At 68.3% G+C, this 24260-nt stretch carries 19 protein-coding genes; 14 read left to right on the top strand and 5 right to left on the bottom strand.

Features of this window, described 5'->3' with window-relative positions; all coding sequences use genetic code 11:
- The first annotated feature begins 3 nt into the window (after positions 1-3).
- From AB0876_RS07870 to AB0876_RS07845, 6 genes are all read left to right on the top strand, one after another.
- Complete coding sequence (locus AB0876_RS07870; protein WP_526041659.1) at positions 4-900, top strand: Rv0045c family esterase; 897 nt, start codon at positions 4-6, stop codon at positions 898-900.
- 58 nt (positions 901-958) lie between these two features.
- Complete coding sequence (locus AB0876_RS07865) at positions 959-1777, top strand: LLM class F420-dependent oxidoreductase (RefSeq protein WP_526041658.1); 819 nt, start codon at positions 959-961, stop codon at positions 1775-1777.
- 89 nt (positions 1778-1866) lie between these two features.
- Positions 1867-2532, top strand: a complete 666-nt coding sequence (locus tag AB0876_RS07860; protein WP_135358692.1) for a GntR family transcriptional regulator — start codon at positions 1867-1869, stop codon at positions 2530-2532.
- A gap of 45 nt (positions 2533-2577) precedes the next feature.
- Positions 2578-4350 (top strand): ABC transporter substrate-binding protein/permease, encoded by a 1773-nt coding sequence (locus tag AB0876_RS07855; RefSeq protein ID WP_526041657.1) that lies wholly within the window; start codon positions 2578-2580, stop codon positions 4348-4350.
- Positions 4350-5087 (top strand): amino acid ABC transporter ATP-binding protein, encoded by a 738-nt coding sequence (locus tag AB0876_RS07850; RefSeq protein ID WP_491839964.1) that lies wholly within the window; start codon positions 4350-4352, stop codon positions 5085-5087. Before AB0876_RS07855 ends, AB0876_RS07850 begins: the two co-directional genes overlap by 1 nt.
- A gap of 76 nt (positions 5088-5163) precedes the next feature.
- Positions 5164-5646, top strand: coding sequence for a MarR family winged helix-turn-helix transcriptional regulator (locus tag AB0876_RS07845; RefSeq protein WP_064880265.1), 483 nt, complete (start codon positions 5164-5166; stop codon positions 5644-5646).
- Positions 5647-5651: 5 nt separating this feature from the next.
- Here the strand turns inward: AB0876_RS07845 and ggh are convergent, their stop codons facing one another.
- Complete coding sequence (ggh, locus tag AB0876_RS07840; RefSeq protein ID WP_526041656.1) at positions 5652-6992, bottom strand: glucosylglycerate hydrolase; 1341 nt, start codon at positions 6990-6992, stop codon at positions 5652-5654.
- Positions 6993-7069: 77 nt separating this feature from the next.
- Between ggh and AB0876_RS07835 the strand changes: the two genes are divergently transcribed.
- Positions 7070-7753 (top strand): SDR family oxidoreductase, encoded by a 684-nt coding sequence (locus tag AB0876_RS07835; protein WP_491839966.1) that lies wholly within the window; start codon positions 7070-7072, stop codon positions 7751-7753.
- A gap of 50 nt (positions 7754-7803) precedes the next feature.
- On the opposite strand, the gene leuS is transcribed toward AB0876_RS07835, so the two are convergent.
- On the bottom strand, positions 7804-10665 hold the full coding sequence (leuS, locus tag AB0876_RS07830) for a leucine--tRNA ligase (protein ID WP_526041925.1): 2862 nt from the start codon (positions 10663-10665) through the stop codon (positions 7804-7806).
- Between the two features lie 214 nt (positions 10666-10879).
- Between leuS and AB0876_RS07825 the strand changes: the two genes are divergently transcribed.
- Positions 10880-11800 carry an LpqN/LpqT family lipoprotein gene (locus tag AB0876_RS07825; protein ID WP_491839967.1) on the top strand — a complete coding sequence of 307 codons (921 nt, stop codon included), beginning with the start codon at positions 10880-10882 and terminating at the stop codon, positions 11798-11800.
- Between the two features lie 58 nt (positions 11801-11858).
- Complete coding sequence (locus tag AB0876_RS07820; protein WP_055119179.1) at positions 11859-12209, top strand: hypothetical protein; 351 nt, start codon at positions 11859-11861, stop codon at positions 12207-12209.
- Positions 12210-12217: 8 nt separating this feature from the next.
- On the opposite strand, the gene AB0876_RS07815 is transcribed toward AB0876_RS07820, so the two are convergent.
- Complete coding sequence (locus tag AB0876_RS07815) at positions 12218-12823, bottom strand: YqgE/AlgH family protein (protein WP_491839968.1); 606 nt, start codon at positions 12821-12823, stop codon at positions 12218-12220.
- A gap of 157 nt (positions 12824-12980) precedes the next feature.
- Here AB0876_RS07815 and AB0876_RS07810 point away from each other — a divergent pair, with 157 nt between their 5' ends.
- Positions 12981-14234 carry an MFS transporter gene (locus tag AB0876_RS07810; protein ID WP_526041655.1) on the top strand — a complete coding sequence of 418 codons (1254 nt, stop codon included), beginning with the start codon at positions 12981-12983 and terminating at the stop codon, positions 14232-14234.
- A 5-nt stretch (positions 14235-14239) separates the two neighbouring features.
- Positions 14240-15016, top strand: a complete 777-nt coding sequence (locus AB0876_RS07805) for a TIGR03084 family metal-binding protein (protein ID WP_491839970.1) — start codon at positions 14240-14242, stop codon at positions 15014-15016.
- A gap of 78 nt (positions 15017-15094) precedes the next feature.
- Here the strand turns inward: AB0876_RS07805 and AB0876_RS07800 are convergent, their stop codons facing one another.
- Positions 15095-15586: a pullulanase gene (locus AB0876_RS07800; RefSeq protein WP_491839971.1), complete on the bottom strand. Its 492-nt coding sequence runs from the start codon at positions 15584-15586 to the stop codon at positions 15095-15097.
- A gap of 18 nt (positions 15587-15604) precedes the next feature.
- Positions 15605-17074, bottom strand: a complete 1470-nt coding sequence (locus AB0876_RS07795) for a CCA tRNA nucleotidyltransferase (RefSeq protein ID WP_491839972.1) — start codon at positions 17072-17074, stop codon at positions 15605-15607.
- Between the two features lie 84 nt (positions 17075-17158).
- Here AB0876_RS07795 and AB0876_RS07790 point away from each other — a divergent pair, with 84 nt between their 5' ends.
- Genes AB0876_RS07790 through murJ form a run of 3 tightly spaced genes read left to right on the top strand, consistent with a single transcriptional unit; the run spans position 17159 to position 24164 of the window.
- Entirely contained in the window at positions 17159-17980 is an 822-nt protein-coding gene (locus tag AB0876_RS07790) for an NUDIX hydrolase (RefSeq protein ID WP_491839973.1), read from the top strand.
- Positions 17977-20478, top strand: a complete 2502-nt coding sequence (locus AB0876_RS07785) for a DUF6049 family protein (RefSeq protein WP_491839974.1) — start codon at positions 17977-17979, stop codon at positions 20476-20478. The genes AB0876_RS07790 and AB0876_RS07785 overlap by 4 nt, the downstream gene beginning before the upstream one ends.
- Complete coding sequence (gene murJ / locus AB0876_RS07780) at positions 20475-24164, top strand: murein biosynthesis integral membrane protein MurJ (protein ID WP_491839975.1); 3690 nt, start codon at positions 20475-20477, stop codon at positions 24162-24164. Before AB0876_RS07785 ends, murJ begins: the two co-directional genes overlap by 4 nt.
- Positions 24165-24260: the final 96 nt, after the last annotated feature.

The following is a 24260-nucleotide window of genomic DNA, read 5'->3' as shown; positions in this document are numbered from 1 at the left end:
GGCGTGGTGAGCGACGACGCATTGACCGACCTCGACGAGTTCGGCCTCCTGCACGAGAACGCTGAACAGATCGGCGCAACCGCGATACCACCGGTCGAACGCATCGAGCAGGGGCCGATCAGCGCGCTGAAGTTCGGCACCGCAGCCCCGCGAATCGTGTTCCTGCACGGCGGCGGCCAGAACGCCCACACCTGGGACACCGTGATTCTCGGACTCGGCGAGCCCGCGCTGGCCGTGGATCTGCCCGGCCACGGCCGCTCGGCCTGGCGCGAGGACGGCGATTACGGCCCGAAACTCAATGCGGCCAGCCTGATTCCGGTTCTCGAAGATCATGCGCCCAATCCACGCCTGGTCGTCGGAATGTCGCTGGGCGGATTGACCGCGCTACGGATCGCGGCCACCGAGCCCCGGCTGGTACCCGAACTCGCACTCGTCGACGTCACGCCGTCAGCGCCAGAGCGGCACAACGAAATGACCAAGGCACAGATGGGCACCGTGGCCCTGGTGCAGGAACACCGCACCTTCCCGACGTTCCAGGCCATGCTCGACCTGACCGTCGACGCGGCCCCCAACCGGGATCGGAATTCCTTGCGGCGCGGCGTCTTCCACAACTCCAAACAGCTCGAGGACGGCACCTGGACGTGGCGCTACGACACGTTTAGAAGCGACGACGGCTACTCAAGCTTCAGCGGCCTGTGGGACGACGTCCCGTCGATCACCATGCCCACCACGCTGATCCGCGGCGCCAACTCGTTCTTCGTCAACGACGACGACGCCGAGCAGTTCGCAAATAGCGCACCAGGTTTCCAGCGCACCCACGTGGTCGCCGACTCGGGCCACTCGGTGCAGGGCGATCAGCCGGCCAGGCTGGTCGAAATCCTGCGCGGCCTGCTGGGCTGATCCGGCGCCCCGTGCCTCACATCAGGCAGCGCTGTGCGGGGTTCAAAGAGCAGTCCTCGTGGGTACGCTCACCAATGTGAGCCATCCCATCCGCATCGGCGTGCAACTGCAGCCGCAGCACTCCCCCACCTACAGCCACATCCGCGACGCGGTGCGCCGCTGTGAGGACATCGGCGTCGACATCGCCTTCAACTGGGATCACTTCTTCCCGCTCTACGGGGACCCCGAAGGCGCGCACTACGAATGCTGGACGATGCTCGGCGCCTGGGCCGAGCAGACCTCACGCATCGAGATCGGCGCACTGGTCAGCTGCAACTCCTACCGCAATCCGGAGCTGTTGGCAGACATGGCCCGCACCGTCGACCACATCTCCGGCGGCCGGCTCATCCTCGGCATCGGAAGTGGTTGGAAACAAAAGGATTACGACGAGTACGGGTATGAGTTCGGCACCGCAGGCAGTCGCCTGGACGATCTGGCCGTAGCCCTGCCGCGCATCGAGGCCCGACTGGCCAAACTCAACCCGGCGCCCGTCCGCGAGATCCCGATCCTGATCGGCGGTCAGGGGGAACGCAAGACCCTGCGTCTGGTGGCCGAGCACGCCGACATCTGGCACGCATTCGTCGACCGCAATACCTACCCGGGCAAGGCGGAGGTTCTCGCCGAACACTGCGGCATCACCGGCCGCGACCCGGCGACCGTGCAGCGCTCGGCAGGGGTGCAGGAGACCGGCGGAATCGACGCGATGCTCGCCGAGGCCGACGCACTGGCCGATCTGGGGGTCAGCATCCTGACCGTGGGGGTCAACGGTCCGGACTACGACCTGACGGGCGCCGAGGCCCTGTGCCGCTGGCGCGACGACCGAGCTCGCAAAGTTTAGCGACTGAGCTGAACCGACTCAGGTCTCCGAACTGGCGGGCACGTGAGAAACTGGCGAAACATAATCGCCATAGGGGGAGATAAACCAGGGTGCCGAAGAATTACGGGGTCAAGGAGAAGGACCAGGTTGTCACGCACATCATCAATTTGGTGATGACGGGCAAGCTGCGCTCCGGCGACCGCATCGACCGCAACGAGATCGTCCGTGACCTCGGGCTCAGCCGCGTTCCGATCCAGGAAGCAGTGGTTCAGCTCGAGCACGACGGAATTCTCTCGACGCGATATCACCGCGGCGCATTCGTCTCCCGCTTCGACGAGGCCACTGTGGCCGAGCACCACGAGTTGTACGGAATTCTCAACGGCATCGCCTCCGCCCGCTGCGCCACCAACCCGACTCCGCGCATCGTCGCGCATCTCGATGACACGTTGCGCATGATGCGTTCAGCAAAGGACACCAAGAGCTTCCAGGAAGCCTGTTGGGTGTTCCGCGACTCGATCAACGACGAGTACGCCGGGCCGCGCCTGCACGCCACCATCCGTGCCGGTAAGAGCTTCGCGCCCGCGGAGTTCTGGATCAGCTACCCGAAGGCGAAGGCCGATTTTCTCGAAGGCTATGAGGAGGAGATGGCGGCGATCCAGGCCCGCGATCCCGAGCGAGCCCGCAAGGCCTGCACCGACCGCGCCGACCGGATGGCCCAGATCATGATCGGCGAGCTGACCCGGCGCGGAGTGTTCGGCGACTTGCGGTCCCCTTGAGCGGAATCACTCATCACGGGGCGCCCGCCCACTAGGTTGCATCAGATGGACGCCAGACGATCGGCCGCGCTGCTGACCACGGTCCTGATGCTGTTCGGGCTGGTGTGCGCAGCGCCGGCCGGGGCAGACGTCGACCAGTGCGCCCCACCCGGTGTCGACAGCGCGAGCGCACTGCCCACCAACCTTGCCGCCGCGGCCACCGGACCCGGCGCCGACAAGTACACGACCGCCACCGTCATACCCCTGGACACGGTCCGGCCCGAGAACCTCGGACTGGGCACGCCCGGCGTCCTGACCGTCGGCACGCTGTCGGACGCGCCGCCCAGCATCTGCATCAACTCGGCCGGACAGTTCACCGGTTTCGACAACGAGTTGCTGCGCGCCATCGCAGGCAAGCTCGGCCTTCAGGTCAACTTCGTCGGCACCGACTTCTCCGGCCTGCTGGCCCAGACCGCCTCCCGCCGCTTCGACGTCGCGTCCAGCTCGATCACCACGACCGACGCCCGGCGACGGACCGTCGGCTTCACCAACGGCTACGACTTCGGCTACTTCTCGCTCGTGGTGCCCTCCGGCTCACCGATCAAGGGGTTCGGCCAGCTCGCCGCCGGGCAGCGCATCGGCGTCGTGCAGGGCACCGTGCAGGAGGCCTACGTCATCGACACGCTGCACCTGCAGCCGGTGAAGTTCCCCGATTACAACACCGTCTACGCCAGCCTCAAGACCCGCCAGATCGACGCCTGGGTGGCACCCTCACAACAGGCCTCAGGCACCGTGCAGCCCGGCGACCCGGCACAGATCATCGAAAACACCTTCAGCCTGGACAATTTCGTGGCGTGGGCGGTCGCCAAGGAGAACCAGCCGCTGATCGACGCGCTGAACTCCGGACTCGACGCCGTCATCGCCGACGGGACCTGGGCCCAGCTGTACTCCGACTGGGTGCCACGGGCTCTGCCACCCGGCTGGAAACCGGGCTCCAAAGCCGCCCCCGAACCCAAGCTGCCCGATTTCGCCGCGATCGCCGCCGCCAACGAGAAACCCGCCGCCGGGGGCCCGGTGGCGCCCAAATCGACACTCGCGCAACTCGCGGACTCGTTCCTGGACTGGGACCTCTACAAGCAGGCGATCCCCGACCTGCTGCGCACCGGCCTACCCAACACGCTCATCCTGACCGTATGCGCCAGCATCATCGGACTCGTCCTCGGCATGGTTCTGGCGGTGGCGGGCATCTCGCGGTCGCGATGGCTGCGCTGGCCCGCCCGGGTGTACACGGACATCTTCCGCGGCCTGCCCGAAGTGGTGATCATCCTGCTGATCGGGTTGGGCATCGGGCCCGTGGTCGGATCGCTCACCGGCAACAGCCCTTACCCGCTGGGCATCGCCGCGCTCGGGCTCATGGCAGCGGCGTACGTCGGAGAGATCTTCCGCTCGGGCATCCAGAGCGTCGAGCCCGGACAGCTGGAAGCCTCACGCGCGCTGGGCTTCAGCTACGCCTCGTCGATGCGACTGGTGGTCGTTCCACAGGGGATCCGGCGGGTGCTGCCTGCGCTGATGAACCAGTTCATCTCGCTCCTGAAGGCCTCGTCGCTGGTGTACTTTCTCGGCCTGGTCGCCAGCCAGCGTGAACTGTTCCAGGTGGGCCGAGATCTCAACGCGCAGACCGGCAATCTGTCACCGCTGGTCGCGGCCGGGCTCTTCTACCTGCTGCTGACCATCCCGCTGACCCATCTGGTGAACTTCGTCGACAACCGCCTGCGCAAAGGCCGTCCCCCGGCCGAGGAAGATCCCCTCTCCCCGGCGACCACCCAGGAGATGATCTGATGTCGGCACCACAGCCGGTCGCGCTGGCCGCCAACGACATTCACCTGTCGTTCGGACCGAACGCGGTGCTACGCGGGGTGGACCTGGACGTGCCCGCCGGCACGACGACAGCCATCATCGGCCCGTCCGGGTCCGGAAAATCGACGCTGCTGCGCACCCTCAACCGCCTGTACGAACCCGACCGCGGGGACATCCTGCTCGACGGACGCTCGGTGCTGACCGACAATCCCGACCAACTGCGCCAACGCATCGGCATGGTGTTCCAGCAGTTCAACCTGTTCCCCCACAAGACCGTTCTCGACAACGTCACGCTGGGTCCGCGAAAGCTCAAGCGGCTCAGCCCCGAACATGCCCGCACCGTCGGGCTGGAGCAGCTGGACCGGGTTGGCCTGCGGCACAAGGCCGATGTACGTCCGGCAACCCTGTCGGGCGGCCAACAGCAGCGTGTCGCCATCGCACGTGCGCTCGCCATGACCCCGCAGGTCATGTTCTTCGACGAGGCCACCTCGGCGCTGGACCCGGAGCTGGTCAAGGGGATTCTGGAGTTGATCGCCGACCTGGCCGCCGAAGGTATGACCATCCTGGCGGTCACCCACGAGATGGGCTTCGCCCGTTCCACCGCTGACTCGGTGGTGTTCATGGATCACGGAAAGGTGGTCGAGTCGGGCACCCCCGACCAGATCTTCGAAGCGGCCGAGACAGATCGGCTGCGCCGCTTCCTGTCCCAGGTGCTGTGAGATTGCCGTGAAACCCCTGGCTCAAACGGAACAAGCTGACAACCTGGCAGCGTCAGACAGGTTAGACTAGCGAATTATGGGAGAGCCCGAACCGCAGGTCACTGAGCTGGCCGGAGAGTTGCAACGCGTACTCTCCAAGGTTTTCTCGGTGCTGCGCCGCGGTGACACCAACAAGGGCACCGCCGGGGAGCTCACGCTGGCCCAGCTCTCGATCCTGCTCACCCTGCTCGACCAGGGCCCGATCCGGATGACCGAGCTGGCTGCCCGTGAGCGCGTGCGCACCCCCACCACCACCGTGGCGATCCGCCGGCTCGAGAAGCTCGGGCTGGTCAAGCGCTCCCGGGACCCCTCCGACCTGCGGGCCGTCCTCGTCGAGGTCACCCCGCGCGGCCTCGTGCAGCACCGCGAATCGCTGGCCGCCCGGCGAGCTGATCTGGCCGCCCGGTTGGCCAACCTGAGCTCCGACGATCTCGCGACGCTGGCCACCGCACTGGCCCCGCTGGAGCGGCTGGCCGGCCAGAACGATCAGGCCACCGCCGCCCACGCCAAGTCCGAGTAGCCGGGCTACCCCAACCAGTCCAGCACCGCGGCCGCGGTCCACGACTGCTGCATGCTGCCCAGCGGTTCCCCGGTGAACGGCTCGTAGTACTCGGCGAACGTGCCGTCGCTGGCCTGACGCAACCCTTCCCTGCGCAGTGTCGTGGCCCGCTCGGCCCAGCCGCGCCGCGCGAAACACCACGAGAACAGCCACGTCATCACCGGCCACACCGGACCACGCCAATACTCGCGCGACCGGAAATCCCGCGACACCGGCGACGTCGACGGGATGAGCGCGTACTTCAGATCCGGATGCCCGCAGAACCTCGGGCCTTCCAGCAGCCGCAGCAGGGCGCGTTCCCGCTCGTGCGGCAGCCCGCCGCACAGCAGCGGGGCGAACTGCGCGACGGTCTCGGTGGCCACCCACCTCTTTGCCCGGACGTCGTAATCCCTTGCCGCACCGCTTCGTTCGTCGGCGGTCTCGACGACGCCGACCCGGAAGCGCTCGGCCCACGAGTAGAGATCGCGGACATCGGCGTTCGGGCGTTTGTAGTCCTCCCCGATCTCGGCGAGCACCTGGCAGGCGACCGAGAAGATCGCCGAGACGAACACGTCCTCGACCGCGAAGCTCATCACCTTCGGAAGCAGATCATCGTCGTAGCGAACGGATTTCATCTCCTCGAGCAGCCACAGGTACCTGTCGTACTCGAGGTCGCTCGGCCGCTGGGTGGCGTCGGTGATGATCGCGTTGTCCTCGCGCTGATACTCCGGCACGGCGCCGGGAACCACGTTGGCGTAGGCGCTGTCCCAGCGCGGTGAGTTGTCCATGCCGGACTCCCACCCGTGGTACAGCGTGATGCGGCCGTGGCCGTCCTGATCCCGCGACTCGGCCAGCCAGCGGTGCCACCGCACCAGATCGGCCCACCGTCGATCGAGGAAGGTCTCCGCGACCGCCCGGGTGGACCGGCCCCGGCTGCGGGCGTGGTCGAGGATGCGCTGCACCGCGATCGCATGCACGGGCGGCTGCGTGATCCCCGAGGTGTGCCGGACCCGCGGCGCATTGGCGGCCAGCGCCGAGGTCGCCCACCGGGCCGGACCCGGAAAGTAGCCGTCGACGCCGTTGGCGAACACGATGTGGGGAATCATCCCGTTACGCCACTGCGCCGAGAGCAGCGTGTCGAGTTCGACCACGGCACGCTCCACACTCAGCGGCGCCAGCCCGATCGCCACGAACGCCGCATCCCAGCTCCACATGTGCGGATACAGCAACGGTGCGGCAGTGGTCATCACACCCAGGTCGTTGCCGCGCAGCAGGTAGGCGGCGCGCGCGGCGAGTTGGGTGGGAGCGAAGCTCGGATCCGGTGGCATCCCTACCATGATGCGACGCCGCGCCCCGGTCTGCAGGTCGGCCCCGTGGCATTCGGCATCACAGTAACGTTGCAGTCGTGCCGACTGCATTGATCACCGGAGCCTCTGGCGGCATCGGCTCGGCCATCGCCGCCGCCCTTGCTCCCACCCACACACTGCTGCTGGCCGGTCGCCCGTCACGCCGCCTCGACGCGCTCGCCGAACAGCTCGGCGCGCCGACCTGGCCGCTGGATCTGACCGACGCGGACTCGATCGAATCGGCCACCGAGGTACTCGCCGAACTCGATGTACTGGTCCACAACGCCGGCGTCCTCTACCCCGGCCGGGTTTCCGAGTCGATCGCCGAACAGTGGCGGGCGTCGTTCGAAGTGAACGTCACCGGTGCGGTGGCCCTCACGCTGGCCCTGCTGCCGGCCCTGCGCGCCGCCCGCGGGCATGTGGTCTTCATCAATTCCGGTGCCGGGCAGAAGGTTTCGACCGGTATGGCCTCGTACTCGGCCAGCAAGTTCGCGCTGCGGGCATTCGCCGACTCACTGCGCGCCGATGAACCGTCACTGCGGGTCACCTCGATCTTCCCCGGGCGCACCGACACCGAGATGCAGCGCGATCTGGTGGCCTACGAGACTGCAGTAAGCGACGGCGTCGGTGAATACGACGCCACGAAGTTCCTCAAACCCGAGACCGTGGCAGGGCTGGTGGCGACCGCCGTCACCACCCCGCCCGACGGCCACGTCCACGAAATCGTGGTCCGCCCCGGGTGATTTCGGTGCGTCCAGTAACGGTCAGCGTTACCAGACGCACCGAAATCGCACTAGACGACGAGGTTGACCAGCCGGCCCGGGACCACGATCACCTTCTTGGGGGTGGCACCATCCAGGAAGGCCTGCACCTTCTCGTCGGCCAGCGCCGCCGCCTGGATGGCCGCGGCTTCGGCGTCGGCAGCGACCGTGATCTTGCCGCGGACCTTGCCGTTGACCTGAACCGGGAACTCGATGGTGTCGTCCACCAGGTACTGCGGATCGGCGACCGGGAACGGACCGTGCGCCAGTGAGGTGTCGTGGCCCAACCGCTTCCACAACTCCTCGGCCAGGTGCGGCGCCAGCGGGGCCACCATGAGCACCAGCGGCTCGATCGCGGCGCGAGCCGAGACGCCCTCCTTGGTGAGGTGGTTGGTGTACTCGATCAGCTTGGCCGCGGCGGTGTTGTTCCGAAGTGCCGCATAGTCTTCGGTCACGCCGGCGATGGTGCGGTGCAGGATCTTGAGCGTGTCGGTGTCGAGTGCCTCGTGCTCGTTGACGTCGGTCGCTCCGGTTTCTTCGGAGACCACCACACGCCACACCCGTTGCAGGAAGCGATGCGCACCGACGACATCCTTGGTGGCCCACGGCCGCGACGCCTCCAGCGGGCCCATCGACATCTCGTAGACCCGAAGGGTGTCCGCGCCGTACTCGTCGCAGATCTCGTCGGGTGAGACGGAGTTCTTCAGGCTCTTGCCGATCTTGCCGAACTCCTGGTTGACCTCGATCTCACCATCTGGGCCCGGCCAGAAGAACTTCCCTTCGCGCTCAACGACTTCGGCCGCAGGCACATAGCTGCCCCTGGAGTCGGTGTAGGCGAAGGCCTGGATGTAACCCTGGTTGACCAGGCGGCGGTAGGGCTCCTTCGAACTGACGAAGCCGAGGTCGAACAGCACCTTGTGCCAGAACCGCGAGTACAGCAGGTGCAGCACCGCATGCTCGACGCCGCCGACGTACAGGTCCACACCGCCCGGATCGTTCGGACCGTGCTCGGCCGGACGCGGGCCCATCCAGTAGGCCTCGTTCTCCTTGGCGCACAGCTCTTCCGAGTTCTGCGGGTCGGTGTAGCGCAGCTCATACCAGGAGCTGCCCGCCCACTGCGGCATCACATTGGTGTCGCGGGTGTAGGTCTGCAGCCCGTCGCCGAGATCCAGCTCGACGTGTACCCACTCGGTGGCCTTGCCCAGCGGCGGCGACGGTTCGCTGTCGGCGTCGTCGGGGTCGAACGAGACCGGGGCATAGTCCGGGATGTCCGGAAGTTCCACCGGCAGAGCCGATTCCGGCAGCGCATGGGCGCGGCCGTCGGCGTCGTACACGATGGGGAACGGCTCACCCCAGTACCGCTGCCGGGCGAACAGCCAGTCCCGCAGCTTGTACTCGATGCGGGCCCGGCCGCGGCCGTCGGCCTCCAGGTGCTCGATGACGGCCTGCTTGGCCTCGGCCACCGACAGCCCGTTCAGATAGTCGGAATTGACCATGGCGCCGTCGCCGTTGTAGGCCGCCTCGGTGATGTCACCGCCGGAGACCACCTCGATGATGGGCAGGCCGAACTCGGTGGCGAAGTCCCAGTCACGCTGGTCGCCGCCGGGCACCGCCATGATCGCGCCGGTGCCGTATCCGGCCAGCACGTAGTCCGCGATGAACACTGGAACCTGTTGCCCGTTGACCGGATTGGTGGCGTACGCACCCAGGAACACACCGGTCTTGGTCTTGTTCTCCTGGCGCTCCAGATCCGACTTGGCCGCGATCCCGGCGCGGTAGGCGGCGACGGCCTCCGTCGGGGTCGCCGCACCGAAGGTCCACCGAGAGTCGGTGCTCTCGGGCCAGGCGCCGGCGGTCAGCGCGTCCACCAGATCGTGCTCGGGAGCCAGCACCAGGTAGGTCGCGCCGAACAGGGTGTCCGGGCGGGTCGTGAAGACCTCGACATCGCCGGCCGCGGTGCCGAACTCCACCGATGCCCCCGTGGAGCGGCCGATCCAGTTGCGCTGCATGGCCTTGACCTTGTCCGGCCATTCCAGCAGCTCCAGATCATCGAGCAGCCGGTCCGAATAGGCGGTGATGCGCATCATCCACTGCCGCAAGCGCTTCCGGAACACCGGGAAATTACCGCGATCGCTACGCCCGTCGGCCGTGACTTCCTCGTTGGCCAGCACCGTGCCCAGACCCGGGCACCAGTTCACCATCGAATCGGCGTGGTACACCAGCCGGTAATCGTCCACCACATCGGCGCGCTCGGCTGCCGACAACTCCGTCCAGACCCGGCCATCGTCCAGAGTACGTGTCCCGGACTCGAATTCGGCGACCAGCTCGGTGATGGGTCGGGCCTTCTCGGCCGCCGTGTCGAACCAGGCGTTGTAGATCTGCAGGAAGATCCACTGCGTCCACTTGTAGAAGTCGACGTCGGTGGTGGCGAAGCTGCGGCGCGAATCGTGGCCCAGACCCAGCCGGCCCAGCTGGCGGCGGAAGTTGACGATGTTGGCCTCGGTACGGGTGCGTGGGTGCGTCCCGGTCTGCACGGCGTACTGCTCGGCAGGCAGACCGAACGCGTCGAAGCCCAGTGCGTGCAGCACGTTGTGCCCGGTCATCCGGTAGTACCGGGCGTAGACGTCGGTGGCGATGTAACCCAACGGGTGCCCGACGTGCAGGCCGTCACCGGATGGATACGGGAACATGTCCTGGACGAACATCTTGTCGGCTGGCACCGGCGAGCCGTCCGCCGGTGCCAGCGAGCCCACCGGATTGGCCACGTTGAACGTGCCAAGCTCGGCCCAGGTCTGCTGCCAGGACTGCTCGATCTGACCCGCCAGCTCCGCGGTGTAACGGTGCTGCGGGGTGTCCTCTGACTGCCCTGACTGGGCGGCGGCGGCAGGTTCGATCACGCCGTTCAGGGTATAAGGCCACGGTTTGAGCAGCTCACCGCCCGTCTTCCGATGACGCAGGCCACAGGTTGGTATCGGTTACGTCGCGGCTCTGTCAGGGGTTGATTCCAGGTCGGTTGAGTTGCTGGTGGTGGGCGGTCATCCCTGGATAGTCTCGGCGCTCAGTGGAGAGGTCCCCAGGTGGGGCACGGTTTGCGGGAGGAATCAAGCAATGATCGAGTTGACCCGCCGGTGGCGGGTACTGGCAGCGGGCACGGCCATCGGCGTGGCCGGGGTTGTCGGTTTCACCGGTCAGACCGCCTCTGCCGAACCCCTCCTTCCGGTTCCAAGCGTTCCCGGCCCGGTGACGGTGACCCAGACCGTCACGGTCGCCCCTGCCGCAGCGCCCGCCGCCCCGGCGGCCCCCGCCGCCGCGGTCCCCGCTGCCGCAGCAACCCCCGGCGTCCCGGGTGCGGCAGCCAACGCCGCGCCCGCGGTCGCGGCACCTGTCCCACCGGCGCAGACCATCACCCCGGCCTCCTCCGGCACCCTTGCCGAATTCTTCAAGAGCAAGGGCGTGAAAATGGAGCCTCAGGTCAGCCACGACTTCAAGGCGCTCAGCATCGTCCTGCCGCTGCCGTCGGGGTGGACCAAAGTGCCCGACCCCAACGTCCCCGACGCCTTCGCGGTGATCGCCGACCGCGCCAGCACCGACCTCTACACCCCCAACGCGCAGGTCGTGGTCTACAAGCTCGTCGGCAATTTCGATCCGGTCGAAGCGGCCAGCCACGGCTTCGTCGACACCCAGCAGCTGCAGAACTGGCGCCCCACCGACATGGCCATGGGTGACTTCAACGGCTTCCCGTCGGCATTTATCGAAGGTAGCTACCTGTCCGGCAGCCAGGTGCTCAACACGTCACGCAGGCACATCCTGGCCACCGCGGGCCCCGACCATTACCTGGTGTCGTTGTCGGTGAACTCCTCGGCCGCCAACCAGGGTGTTTCCGCGGCTGCCGACGCCGCCGACGCGATAGTTTCCGGGTTCAAGGTCAGCGCGCCGGCCCCGGCGGCTCCCGCTCCGCCAGCTACTCCCGCCCCAGCCGCCCCGGCGCCACAGCCGGGTTTGCCCCAGCTCCTGGGCCTGCAGGGCTGAGGCACCGGAACCCGCCCCGACCTCGCAATACCGACCGGCGCCTCGTATTGTGTGGCGCATGCTGATCGCCGCGCTGCTGTGTTTGAGCGCCGCCGTCATCGTCGGTGTGCTCGGGCTGTGGTTGTTGACCAGACCCCGTACCGGTGATCCGGTGCGCTCGGTCCTGAGGGCTGTGGCCCCGACGCAACTGGCCGCCGCGGTCATGCTCGCCGCCGGGGGTGCCGCCGCCCTGGCTGCCGCGCCCCACACCGGCCTGATGGTCGTCATGGTGTGCATCATCGGGGCCGTCGCCACGGTCGCCGCCGGCTGCTGGCAGAGCGCCAAGGCCGTCGCGGCGGCGGAGGCGGGCGCCGGCTCGGGCGCGGACTGCGCCGGCTCGTGCGCCAGCTGCACCCTGTCCTGCAAGTAGTCCCGAGACTAGTTGCGGCTCACGTCGATCGGATGCGTGGCTAATAACGACATCGGCAACGGCTGACGGCGCAACACCCGGCCCCACAGATCGACCCGCGGCTCGATCAGAACATCCGACGGCAGCGCCGAGAGCACGATCCAATCGTCACGCTCGATCTCGCCGTCGAGTTGGCCGATGGTCCAGCCGGAGTATCCGGCGAAGATCCGCACACCCTCGATCACCGGCGCCAGCGTGTCCGGGTCGGCGTCCAGGTCGACCATCACCACACGGCCCTGCACGTGCCGCAGTCCCGGAACGCCGTCGGCCTGCATGCCGACCCGCAGCGTCGCCAGGCACAACGCCGAGTCCCGCTTGACCGGGCCGCCGATGAACATCGTCTTGGGTTTGTGGGTGAGCTTCGCCCACTGCGGCAGCACGTTGTAGACCGCCGTCTCACTGGGGCGGTTCAACACCACACCGAGGGTCCCGCCGGCGTTGTGCTCGACGATGTAGATGACGCTGCGCCGGAAGGTCGGCTCGAGCAGATCGGTATTGGCCAGCAGGAGCGTGCCCGGACGTACCCGGTGCGCCGCAGGCGCGATGAAATCCTCCGGGTCTTCTGACTGCGCCACGGTTACATCATGGCACCGCGATAGCCAAGACGTGGCGAACAAGCCCGGGCGCGGTCGGATTTCGGCGCAGCTTTGTACTGTTGATCGGGTGGTTCATGCTCACGCGCTCCGTGCCCTCTGGCGCGCGCTCCGTGCCCTCTGGCACTCCTTGCGTGGCATGAACGAATTCCGCCGCCTGCTGGAGTTGCGTGCGGTCAGTCAGTTCGCCGATGGCCTGTTCCAGGCCGGCCTGGCCGGCGGACTTCTGTTCAATCCCGACCGGGAGGCCGAGCCGTGGGCCATCGCCGGTGCGTTCGCCGTCCTGTATCTCCCGTACTCGGTGCTCGGTCCGTTCGCCGGGGCACTGCTGGACCGCTGGGACCGGCGGATGGTGATGATCGGTGCCAACCTGGGCCGACTGCTGCTGGTGCTCCTGGTGGGTGGGCTGCTGGCGTTCGGTGTCGGGGATCTGCCGATCCTGTGCGGGGCGTTGATCATCAACGGGTTCACCCGGTTCGTGTCGTCAGGTCTGTCGGCGTCGCTGCCCGATGTGGTGCCCGCCGACCGGGTCGTCACGATGAACTCGGTGGCCACCGCGATCGGAGCGCTCGCCGCCTTCCTCGGCGCCCTCTTCATGTTGGTGCCGCGTACGGTGGTCGGCGCCGACGACGTGGGCGCCTCGGCGGTCATGTTCATCGTGGCGCTCCCGGTGGCGCTCGCGTTGTGGCTGTCGGTGCGCTTCGGCCCGCACGTGTTGGGGCCGCACGAAAGCAAGCGCACCATCCACGGCTCGGTGGCCTACGCGGTGTCCACCGGCTGGGTGCATGGCCTGCGCACGGTGCTGACCGTGCGTCCGGTCGCGGGCACCCTGGCCGGGCTGGCCGCGCATCGGATGGCCTTCGGGATCAATTCCCTGCTGGTGCTGGTGATCGTGCGGCACACCGACAACCCCGATATGACCGGGCTGGGCCTGGGTAGCGCGTTTCTGTTCCTGGCGGCCGGCGGTATCGGCCAGTTCCTGGCCACCGTGGCCGCCCCCGTGGTGATCGGCCGGTTCGGGCGCTATGCGACCGCCAATGGCGCGCTCTGCTTCGCCGCGGCCATCCAGCTCTTGGCGCTCGGCCTGCACATCCCGGTGATGCTGACTTGTGGTCTGCTGCTCGGCGCGGCCGGGCAGCTGGTGAAGTTGTGCGCGGATTCGGCGATCCAGATCGACGTCGACGACGCGCTGCGCGGGCACGTGTTCACGGTGCAGGATGCGTTGTTCTGGATGTCGTTCGTCGCGGCGATCGCGGCCGCTGCCGCGGTGATCCCCCCCGGCGGGCACTCGCCTGCCCTGGTGGCCGCCGGAGCTGTGGCCTATCTGGTCGGGCTCGGTCTGCATGCCGCGGTGGCATCCCCGAAGCGGGCGTCATCCCCCGGTCTAGGCTGACCGCCATGGTGAGCGCCGGGCCGATCGTGGCCGACTTGTCTGCCGAGAGCGATGTACTCGACGCCCTGGTGGCCGATCTGCCGCCCGAGCGCTGGGCCACCGCCACGCCGTCCGAAGGCTGGACCATTGCCCATCAGATCGCCCACCTGTTGTGGACCGACCGGGTGTCGGTCATCGCGATCACCGACCAGGCCGGCTTCGATGCCATCTTGGCCGAAGCGATGCAGGACCCGACGGGGTTCGTCGACGCCGGCGCCGAGGAACTCGCGCTGACTCCGCCCCAGCAGCTGCTCGCGGACTGGCGTGCGACCCGAGCCCGGCTGCACACCGAACTCGTGAACGTGGAAGAGGGTCGCAAGCTGCCCTGGTTCGGTCCGCCGATGAGCGCCACCTCGATGGCCACCGCCCGGATGATGGAGACCTGGGCGCACGGTCTCGACGTCGCCGACGCGCTCGGGGCGCACCGGCCCGCCACCGCCCGCCTGCGCTCGATCGCCCATATCGGGGTGCGCACAAGGGATTTCGCGTTCACGGTCCACGGGCTGACCCCGCCCGCCGAGCCGTTCCGGGTCGAGCTGACCGCGCCCGACGGCTCGCTGTGGGAGTGGGGACCGGCCGACGCACAGCAGCGCGTGACGGGATCTGCCGAAGACTTCTGCATGCTGGTCACCCAGCGCCGAGCGCCGGCCGAACTCGACGTGACCGCCGTCGGCGACGACGCCGCCAAGTGGTTGACGATCGCGCAGGCCTTCGCTGGGCCTCCGGGCGCCGGGCGCGGCTGAAGCTCGTCGTCAGCAATCGACTCTGCGCTCGGGGCGTGAAAGTGCGAGTGGCCCAAGCCCTCACCGCAGAGTCGGCGCTCAGGACACCGAATCGGCGCGGCCGTCGCCGTCGGTGTCCGCCAACTTCAGGTCCCAGCGCCCGTCCCCGTCGGTGTCGACGTATGCCAGGTTCCCGGCCAACGCCCGATCGGCCAGGCCGTCCCCGTCGACGTCGATCAACCGGTCGTCCATAGCGCCGTCGCCATCGAAATCGACCACCGGCCCACCCGTCTGTTCGACCCCGTCCAAACCGAACCAGCGCACCTGCCCGGACCGGTCCACCCTCACCGCCCAGATACCCGAACCGTCGTCGGAGAAATGGGTCTCGGCCTGTCCGTCGTCATCGGTGTCGAGCACCATCCGCTCGGCGATGCCGTCCCCGTCGAAATCGGCCATCACGTCGTCGATCCGGCCGTCCCCGTCGAAATCGAGCCCGATGCCGTCGGGGCTCCCGTCCCCGTCCACATCCATATCCGGCGCACCGGTGAAGATGGTCGCGGTTCCGTCGGGCTCACCCAGGCAGTAGTCCATGTCTGATCAGACGCATGATCAGCTCCTGGCGTTCCACCATTTCAACAATTCGTCGATGGCCTGCTCACGCGACAGCGGTCCATGGTCGAGCCGGAGCTCCTTGAGGTACTTCCAGGCCTCGCCGACCTGCGGGCCAGCGGGGATGCCGAGGATCTCCATGATCTCGTTGCCGTCGAGATCCGGCCGGACCCGCTGCAGATCTTCTTTTGCCGCCAGCTCGTCGATCCGGTTCTCCAGATCGTCGTAGTTGGCCTGCAACCGCGCCGCCCGACGCTTGTTCCTGGTGGTGCAGTCCGCGCGGACCAGTTTGTGCAGCCGGCTCAGCAGCGGGCCGGCATCGGTGACGTAACGCCGCACCGCCGAATCGGTCCACTTCCCGGTCCCCTTGTCGTCGGCGTAGCCGTGGAACCGCAGATGCAGGTAAACGAGCTGCGACACGTCGTCGACCATCTGCTTGGAGTACTTGAGCGCGCGCATCCGCTTGCGGGTCATCTTGGCGCCGACCACCTCGTGGTGGTGAAAACTCACGCCGCCGTCGGATTCGTGCTTGCGGGTCGCGGGCTTGCCGATGTCGTGAAGCAGTGCAGCCCAACGTAATACGAGATCCGGACCCTGATCCTCGAGATCCACCGCCTGCCGCAGCACCGTCAGCGAATGCCAGTACACATCCTTGTGCTGATGGTGTTCGTCGATGGCCATCCGCATCTTGCCGACCTCGGGCAAAACAACCTCGCCCAGCCCGGTCTGCACCATCAGATCGACGCCGGCCACCGGGTCGGCACCGAGCAGCAGCTTGTCCAGTTCGGCGGCGACCCGCTCGACGGTGATGCGTTCCAACTGCGGAGCCATCTCCAGCAGCGCCTCGAGCACCCGCGGCGCCACCCCGAACCCGAGCTGCGACACGAACCGGGCCGCACGCAGCATCCGCAGCGGATCATCCCCGAACGACACCTCCGGCGCCGACGGGGTGTCGAGGACCTTGGCCTGAATGGCCGCCAGACCGCCCAGGGGATCATGGAATTCGGCCGGACCGTCGGCCGTGATGCGCACCGCCATGGCGTTCACGGTGAAGTCGCGGCGCACCAGGTCGTCATCCAGGTTGTCGCCGAATTCGACCGTCGGGTTCCTTGACACCTGGTCATAGCTGTCAGCCCGGAACGTGGTGATCTCGAGCCGGTGCTCCACCCCGCCCACCCGCTTGCCCACGCCGACCGTGCCGAACTCGATCCCGGTCTCCCACAGCGCGTCGGCCCACGGACGCAGGACCTTCAGCATCTGCTCGGGGCGGGCGTCAGTGGTGAAATCGAGATCACTGTGACCGGTCAACCGGCCCAGCAGCGCATCGCGCACACTGCCGCCGACCAGATACAGCTCGTGGCCCGCCTCGGCGAACACCGCACCGAGCGCGCGCAGCACCTCGGCGCGGTGGTTCAGCGCGACCAGCGCGCCGGCCAGCAATTCGGCATCAGTAACAACAGCGTCGGACACGTTCGATGAGCCTAATGCTCGCGGTGTGGTCACAACCGGCGAGTGCGGCAGGAGGCCAACCCCATGGCAGCTACTATCGCTTGGGTGTCGGACGGCGAACAGGCCAAACCACGACGGCGCCGCAGCCGGCGTCGTGGCCGTCGTCGTGCACAAAGGGCGGCGGGGCCACCGGCCGGTGATCAGGGCAACGATGCCGAACGCCACACCGACGGCCCGGGCGAAGCTCCCGTCAGCACCGCAAATTCCGCCCCGACCCCGCGTGACCAGTCCAAGCAACGCAAGTCGCGTCCTCGTCGACCACCGGAACGGCTGCGCACCGTCCACGAGACGTCGGCAGGCGGCCTGGTCATCGACGGAATCGACGGACCAAAGGACACCCAGGTGGCGGCGTTGATCGGCCGGGTCGACCGGCGCGGCCGGATGCTGTGGTCCCTGCCCAAGGGGCACATCGAGCTCGGCGAGACGGCCGAACAGACCGCGATCCGCGAGGTCGCCGAAGAGACCGGTATCCGCGGCGACGTGCTGGCCGCGCTCGGCAGCATCGACTACTGGTTCGTCACCGAGGGCCGCCGGGTGCACAAGACCGTGCACCACTACCTCCTGCGCTTCCAGGGCGGCGAACTGTCCGACGACGACGTCGAGGTGACGGAGGTCGCCTGGGTCCCGCTGCGGGATCTGGCGTCCCGGCTGGCCTACGCCGACGAGCGCAAGCTCGCCGAGGTGGCCGGAGAGCTGATCGACAAGCTGCACACCGACGGGCCGGGCGCCCTGCCGCCACTGCCCCGCAGCGCGCCCCGGCGGCGTCCCCAGACCCACTCGCACGCCCGCACCCACCGCCGCGACGACTCTGCCCAACCCCAACCCCAGCCCCGCCGGCGCACGAACGGATGCGGACAGGGGCCGTGACCGCCGCCCCGGCGGTGCGCCGAGGGTTCTCCCTCCTGGCGCACACAGTGGTGCTTGTGGCGGTGGTGTTGTTGTTCTCGGTGTGGTCCACCGCCGCGCTGCCGGTGCTGCTGCCGCGCGCGAGCGCCAGTGAACCGGGAGCGATGCCGTTTCTCCAGATCCGCATCGACCGCGTCACCCCCAACGTCGTCACCACCACGAGTGAATCGGTGCTGACGGTGACCGGGGCCGTGCTGAACGTCGGAGACCGGCCGGTGCGCGATGTGGACATCCGGATGGAGCACGCGCGCGCGGTGACCTCATCGAGCCAGCTGCGCACCGACCTCACCGGAGATGTCGACCGGTTCGAGCCGGTAGCCGACTTCGTCACCGTGGCACCCGAGATGGATCGCGGCCAGTCGGTGGGCTTCACCCTCTCCTATCCCTTGCGCTCCGAAGGCCCCGGGTCACTGCACATCAGCGAACCCGGCGTCTACCCCGTCCTGATCAACGTCAACGGGACACCGGATTACGGTGCCCCGGCCAAACTCGACGACGCCCGCTTCCTGTTGCCGGTCCTCGGGGTGCCGCCCGACCAGGCCGCCGACAACGCACCCGAATCGATGTCGGCCGCCGACACCCTCAACTCGGTGGTGCCGCCCGACACCTCCCACCCGGTGCGAATGACCATGCTCTGGCCGCTGGCCGACCGGCCACGACTGGCCCCCGGAGCCCCCGGCGGCACCACGCCGGTGCGGTTGGTCGACGACAGCCTCGCCGCGTCCCTGGCCCCCGGCGGGCGCCTCGACACCCTGCTGTCGGCAGCCGACTTCGCGACCGGGCCGACCGTCGACTCCGGTGGCCAGCTGCGCGCCACCTTGTGCCTTGCCGTCGACCCGGACCTGCTCGTCACGGTCAACGCGATGACTGGCGGCTACGTCGTCAACGACGGTCCCGACGCCGGGGCAGCCACCCCGACGCGACCCGGCGCCGGCCAGGAAGCCGCCGTCAACTGGCTGAACCGATTGCGCGGGCTGGCCGGGCGGCTCTGCGTGGCACCGACCAACTACGCGCAGGCCGATCTGACCGCACTGCAACGGGTCGGCGATCCGGGTTTGAGCGCGATCGCGACCAACGGCGCCGGCGACATCGTCGATCAGATCCTGGGTGTCACCTCGGTCCGGGGTGCCAGCATCCTGGGTGACGGTCCGCTCACCCGCCCCGCGCTGGACCTGCTGGCAGCCCAGGGTCAGACGGTCGCCATCTCGGCCACCCAGATCGCCGCCCAGGATTCGGCGACCGGCGCCCCCGAGACCGCCGACGTGACCCCGCAGCGGTACCGGCCGGAGGTCGTCGCGGCCGGATTCGACCCGGCGGTCGGTGCCGCCCTGGCCGGTGCGGGTACCGATCCGGTGGCGCCGTCCTACCTGGATCCGTCGCTGGAGATCCCGGTTCGTCACGACTCGCAGACCGCGCGGCGCCAGGACGCGCTGGGCGCGCTGCTGTGGCGGGGCCTCACCCCCACCGAGGAGCCCCGGACCCAGATCCTGATGCCGCCGCTCGTGTGGTCGCTCGACGCCGACGATGCGCAGGCCATCCTGACCTCGGTGGCCACCACGATCCACGCCGGGCTGGCCGTACCGCGCCCTCTGCCCATGGTGATCGCCGAGGGCAACGCCGCGCCGCCCGAACCCGTGCAACCCCCGCCGCCGGATTCCCTCGGCAACCCGCGCAGCGCCATCGACGAGAACATCAGCAGCGGCATCGCGGCGGCGGTCAGCCGGCTGTGGGGACTGACCGCGGCGCTGACCACCGATGAGCGCACCGGGCTGACCGGCATGCAGTACACCGCGCCGCTGCGGGAGGACATGCTGCGGGCGCTGAGCCAGTCGGTGCCGCCGGAGGCCCGCGAAGGGTTGGCCGAGCAGCGGTTGCAGACCGTCGGCCGCAGTGTGAACGACATGTTCGGCGCGGTCACGATCGTCAACCCCGGCGGGGCCTACACACTGGCCACCGAGCGCAGTCCGCTGCCCCTGGCCCTGCGCAACGACCTGCCGGTTCCGGTCAGGGTCCGGCTGCACGTCGACGCACCGCCCGGGATGACCGTGACCGACATGGGCGAGATCGAACTGCCGCCCGGCTATCTGCCGCTGCGGGTGCCGATCGAGGTGCACTTCACCCAGCGGGTCGCCGTCGACGTCAGCCTGCAGACCACCGAGGGACTGACACTCGGTGAGCCAGTCCGGTTGTCGGTGCACTCCAATGCCTACGGCAAGGTCCTGTTCTTCATCACCCTGTCGGCCGGGGCCGTGCTGGTGGCGCTCGCCGGACGCCGGTTGTGGCACCGCTTCCGCGGCCAACCCGACCGTGCCGACCTCATCCCGCCGGGCGAGCATCCCGACCCGCTCGACGTCGCGATGGCGTTCAACAACGACGCCGGCGCTGACGAGGCTGACAAGACGCCTGCCACCCCGCCGTCCCCGCCGGCGCCTGCGACGAGTCCGGACCGACCCCGATGACCTCGCCCGACCAACCAGCGGCCCGCCCACCGGGTCCGCCGAGGATTCCGCATGCCACCGGCCCGATCCGGCCCGCCGGGCGTGCCGAGCTTTCCGATGCCGCGGTCGTCTCGCGCTCGTGGGGGATGGCCTTCGCGACACTGATCTCGCGCATCACCGGGTTCTTCCGGTTCGTGCTCCTCATGGCCATGCTCGGCGGCGCGTTGACCAGTTCGTTCTCCGTGGCCAACCAGCTGCCCAACATGGTGGCCGCACTGGTGCTGGAGGCCACCTTCACGGCGATCTTCGTGCCGGTCCTGGCCCGTGCCGAACGCGACGACGCCGATGGCGGCACCGCGTTCGTGCGGCGGCTGGTGACCCTGGCCACGACGCTGCTGCTGGTCACCACAGTGCTCTCGGTGCTGTGCGCGCCACTGCTGGTGCGACTGATGCTGGGCAGTGATCCGAAGGTCAACAATCCGCTGACCACCGCGTTCGCGTACCTGTTGTTGCCGCAGGTGCTGTTCTACGGGCTCTCGTCTGTCTTCATGGCAATCCTCAACACCCGCAACGTCTTCGGTCCGCCGGCCTGGGCCCCCGTCGTCAACAACGTGGTGGCGATCGTGACGCTGGGCGTGTTCGTCCTGGTGCCCGGTGAATTCTCGATCGATCCGCCCCACATGGGCACGGCCAAGCTGCTGGTCCTGGGAATCGGCACCACCCTGGGCGTGGTTGCGCAGGCTGCCGTGCTGCTCGTGGCGATCCGCGCCGAGCGAGTCAGCCTGCGGCCACTGTGGGGCATCGACGACCGGCTCAAGAAATTCGGCACCATGGCCGCCGCCATGGTGCTGTACGTGCTGATCAGCCAGATCGGCCTGATCGTCGGCAATCAGATCGCCAGCGGGGCGGCCGACACCGGGCCCGCGATCTACAACTACACCTGGCTTGTGTTGATGCTGCCGTTCGGGATGATCGGCGTCACGGTGCTCACCGTGGTGATGCCGCGCCTGAGCCGCAACGCGGCCGCCGACAACATTCCGGCCGTGCTCGACGACTACTCCCTGGCCACCCGGCTCACCATGGTGACGCTCATCCCGGTGGTAGCGATGATGACCGTCGGCGGGCCCGCCATCGGCAGCGCACTGTTCGCGTACGGCAACTTCAGCGCCTCCGACGCCGGCTACCTCGGCATGGCGATCACCCTGTCGGCCTTCACGCTCATCCCTTACGCGCTGGTGCTGCTGCAGCTGCGGGTGTTCTACGCGCGCGAGAAGCCCTGGACGCCGATCGCCATCATCATCGTGATCACCGCCGTCAAGATCATCGGCTCGATCATCGCCCCGCACCTGACCGACGACCCCAACATGGTGGCCGGCTACCTGGGGCTGGCCAACGGCTTGGGCTTCGTCGCCGGGGCCGTCATGGGTTACGTGCTCCTGAAGTCCAACCTGCGTCCGCGCGGCGGCCGGTTACTGCGCGACACGGTGATCCGCACCATTCTGGTCACCATCGCGGCGTCGTTGGTGGCAAGCCTGGTGGCCCATACCGCCGACCGGCTGCTGGGCCTGGACTCACTGACCGAGCACGCGGGCGCCGCGGGTTCGCTGCTGCGACTGCTCGCCCTCGGCGTGATCATGGTCCCGATCATCGCCGGGGTGATGATCGCCGCCCGGGTTCCGGAGGCGCAGTCGGCGCTGGCAATGGTCCGCCGCCGGCTCGGGCGAGGGCGTCCCGCCCCGGTACCGGGGGCCGGACAGGTAGCCATGCAAACAATTGCGCCGCCCGTCGGGCCTCAACCTGCAGCGCCCGTCACGTACCCTGATCAGAGGAATTCTTCTCCCACTGGGTGGCCGTCAAGCCCGGCAGCCGCCGGAGGCGGGACTCCGGCACACGTTGCCGGAGCGGGGATGTGGAAAGGATCACCGGTGACCGACGAATCTGCGGACGACGCGGCACTGGACGCCACCTCGAGTTCCGGGATGACAACGGATACGACGAAGTTGCCGCGTCCGGCCGCCGACGAGTTCCAACCGGATGTGGCGCCTGCCGGTTCGGCAACCATCCCGTCGGACGAAGGCACCGGTTCCGGCGAACCCGCCGCGAGCCGGTCGAACGGGGCGACGCGTCCGCTCACCGACTACGGCGGTGACCCGACCCGTGAGCCGATCTCGTTCGCACCGCCGCACGATGCCGCGTTGGAATCGGCGGACGACGATGTGCACCTCATCCCCGGGGCGACCATCGCGGACGGCCGCTACCGGCTCCTGGTCCCCCACGGTGGTCCGCCGCACCTGCAGTTCTGGCAGGCCCTCGACACGGCGCTGGACCGTCAGGTGGCGCTGACCTTCGTCGACCCGGACGCCACCATGCCCGACGCGCAGGTGCAGGAGATCCTCTCTCGCACCCTCAAACTCAGCCGCCTCGACGTTCCCGGTATCGCCCGGGTGCTCGACGTGGCGCACAGCGGATCGGGCGGCCTGATCGTCTCGGAGTGGATTCGCGGCGGCTCGCTGGCCGAGGTCGCCGATACCTCGCCGTCCCCGATCGGCGGGGCTCGCGCCATCCAGTCGCTGGCCGCCGCCGCCGAGGCGGCCCACCGCGCCGGAGTGGCACTGTCGATCGACCATCCCAGCCGGGTGCGAGTGAGCATCGAAGGTGATGTGGCGCTGGCGTTCCCGGCCACCATGCCCGACGCCACGCCTGACGACGACATCCGCGGCATCGGCGCGGCGCTCTACGCGCTGCTGATCAACCGCTGGCCGCTGCCGGAATCCGGATCGCGCAGCGGGCTGGAGCCCGCCGCCCTGGACCCGGCCGGACAGCCGGTCGAACCGCGCGCCGTCGACCGCGATATTCCGTTCCAGATCTCGGCAGCGGCCGCCCGTGCCGTCCAGCCCGGTGGCGGGATCCGAAGCGCTCCAACCCTTTTGAACCTGCTACAACAGGCCACCGCCATCGCCGATCGGACCGAGCTGATGGCGGGTTCGGTCGAGGAGACGCCCGCCCCGGCAGCTCCCGTCCGCGCGCACGAGACCCCCGAAGAACACGAAGCCGCCGAGGCCCGGCGCCGCAAGGGCGTCATCATCGGGGTCAGCGTGGGTGCTGCCATCATCCTGGTGGCACTGCTGGTGCTGGCTTCCGTCCTCAACAGCATCTTCGGCGACGTCGGTGGCGGCCTCAACCGCGACGAGCTCGGCCTGAACGCCCCGTCGGAGAACAGCGAACAAACCCAGGACAATTCGTCGGCCGCCACCGGCAGCACGGTGAAACCCGTTCGGGCAACTGTGTTCTCACCCGAAGGTGAAGCCGATTCGCCGGCAACGGCCGGGCAGGCCATCGACGGCAACACCAGCACGGCCTGGTCCACCGACACGTATTCGGACCCGGCCCCGTTCCCCGGCTTCAAGAACGGCGTCGGCCTGATGCTGCAACTGCCGCAGCCCACCACGATCGGCGCGGTCACCCTCAACGTGACCAGCACCGGCACCTCGGTGCAGATCCGGTCGTCGCAGTCGGCCAACCCGTCATCCCTGTCCGACACCACCGAGCTGACGCCCACGACCCCGCTGAAGCCCGGCTCCAACACCATTTCGGTGAACAAGGCGTCGTCCACCTCCTACGTGCTGGTGTGGATCTCGACGCTGGGCACCGTGGACGGCAAGAGCCGCACCGACATCTCCGAGATCACCCTCAAAGCGGCCTCCTGAGACGTCATCCACAACAGCGATGGCTTCTTGACCTGGCGTAACGCCGTTCCGGGCAAACAAGTGTCCGGGCGGCTCCCGGACAGCGTTTAAGTTCAG

This window comes from Mycobacterium sp. NPDC049093, from assembly GCF_040704635.1.
Lineage (GTDB): Bacteria > Actinomycetota > Actinomycetes > Mycobacteriales > Mycobacteriaceae > Mycobacterium.
The sequence above is the reverse complement of the archived record's forward strand: the minus strand, read 5'-3'. Positions and strand labels throughout refer to the sequence as shown.

Bases quoted from the DNA above. Each gene is read 5' to 3' on its own strand.
- AB0876_RS07825 (WP_491839967.1), top strand. From the start codon at position 10,880: ATGATCGAGTTGACCCGCCGGTGGCGGGTACTGGCAGCGGGCACGGCC.
- AB0876_RS07810 (WP_526041655.1), top strand. From the start codon at position 12,981: ATGAACGAATTCCGCCGCCTGCTGGAGTTGCGTGCGGTCAGTCAGTTC.
- AB0876_RS07800 (WP_491839971.1), bottom strand. From the start codon at position 15,586: ATGGACTACTGCCTGGGTGAGCCCGACGGAACCGCGACCATCTTCACC.
- AB0876_RS07845 (WP_064880265.1), top strand. From the start codon at position 5,164: ATGGGAGAGCCCGAACCGCAGGTCACTGAGCTGGCCGGAGAGTTGCAA.
- AB0876_RS07855 (WP_526041657.1), top strand. From the start codon at position 2,578: ATGGACGCCAGACGATCGGCCGCGCTGCTGACCACGGTCCTGATGCTG.
- murJ (WP_491839975.1), top strand. From the start codon at position 20,475: ATGACCTCGCCCGACCAACCAGCGGCCCGCCCACCGGGTCCGCCGAGG.
- AB0876_RS07805 (WP_491839970.1), top strand. From the start codon at position 14,240: ATGGTGAGCGCCGGGCCGATCGTGGCCGACTTGTCTGCCGAGAGCGAT.
- AB0876_RS07850 (WP_491839964.1), top strand. From the start codon at position 4,350: ATGTCGGCACCACAGCCGGTCGCGCTGGCCGCCAACGACATTCACCTG.
- AB0876_RS07820 (WP_055119179.1), top strand. From the start codon at position 11,859: ATGCTGATCGCCGCGCTGCTGTGTTTGAGCGCCGCCGTCATCGTCGGT.
- ggh (WP_526041656.1), bottom strand. From the start codon at position 6,992: ATGCCACCGGATCCGAGCTTCGCTCCCACCCAACTCGCCGCGCGCGCC.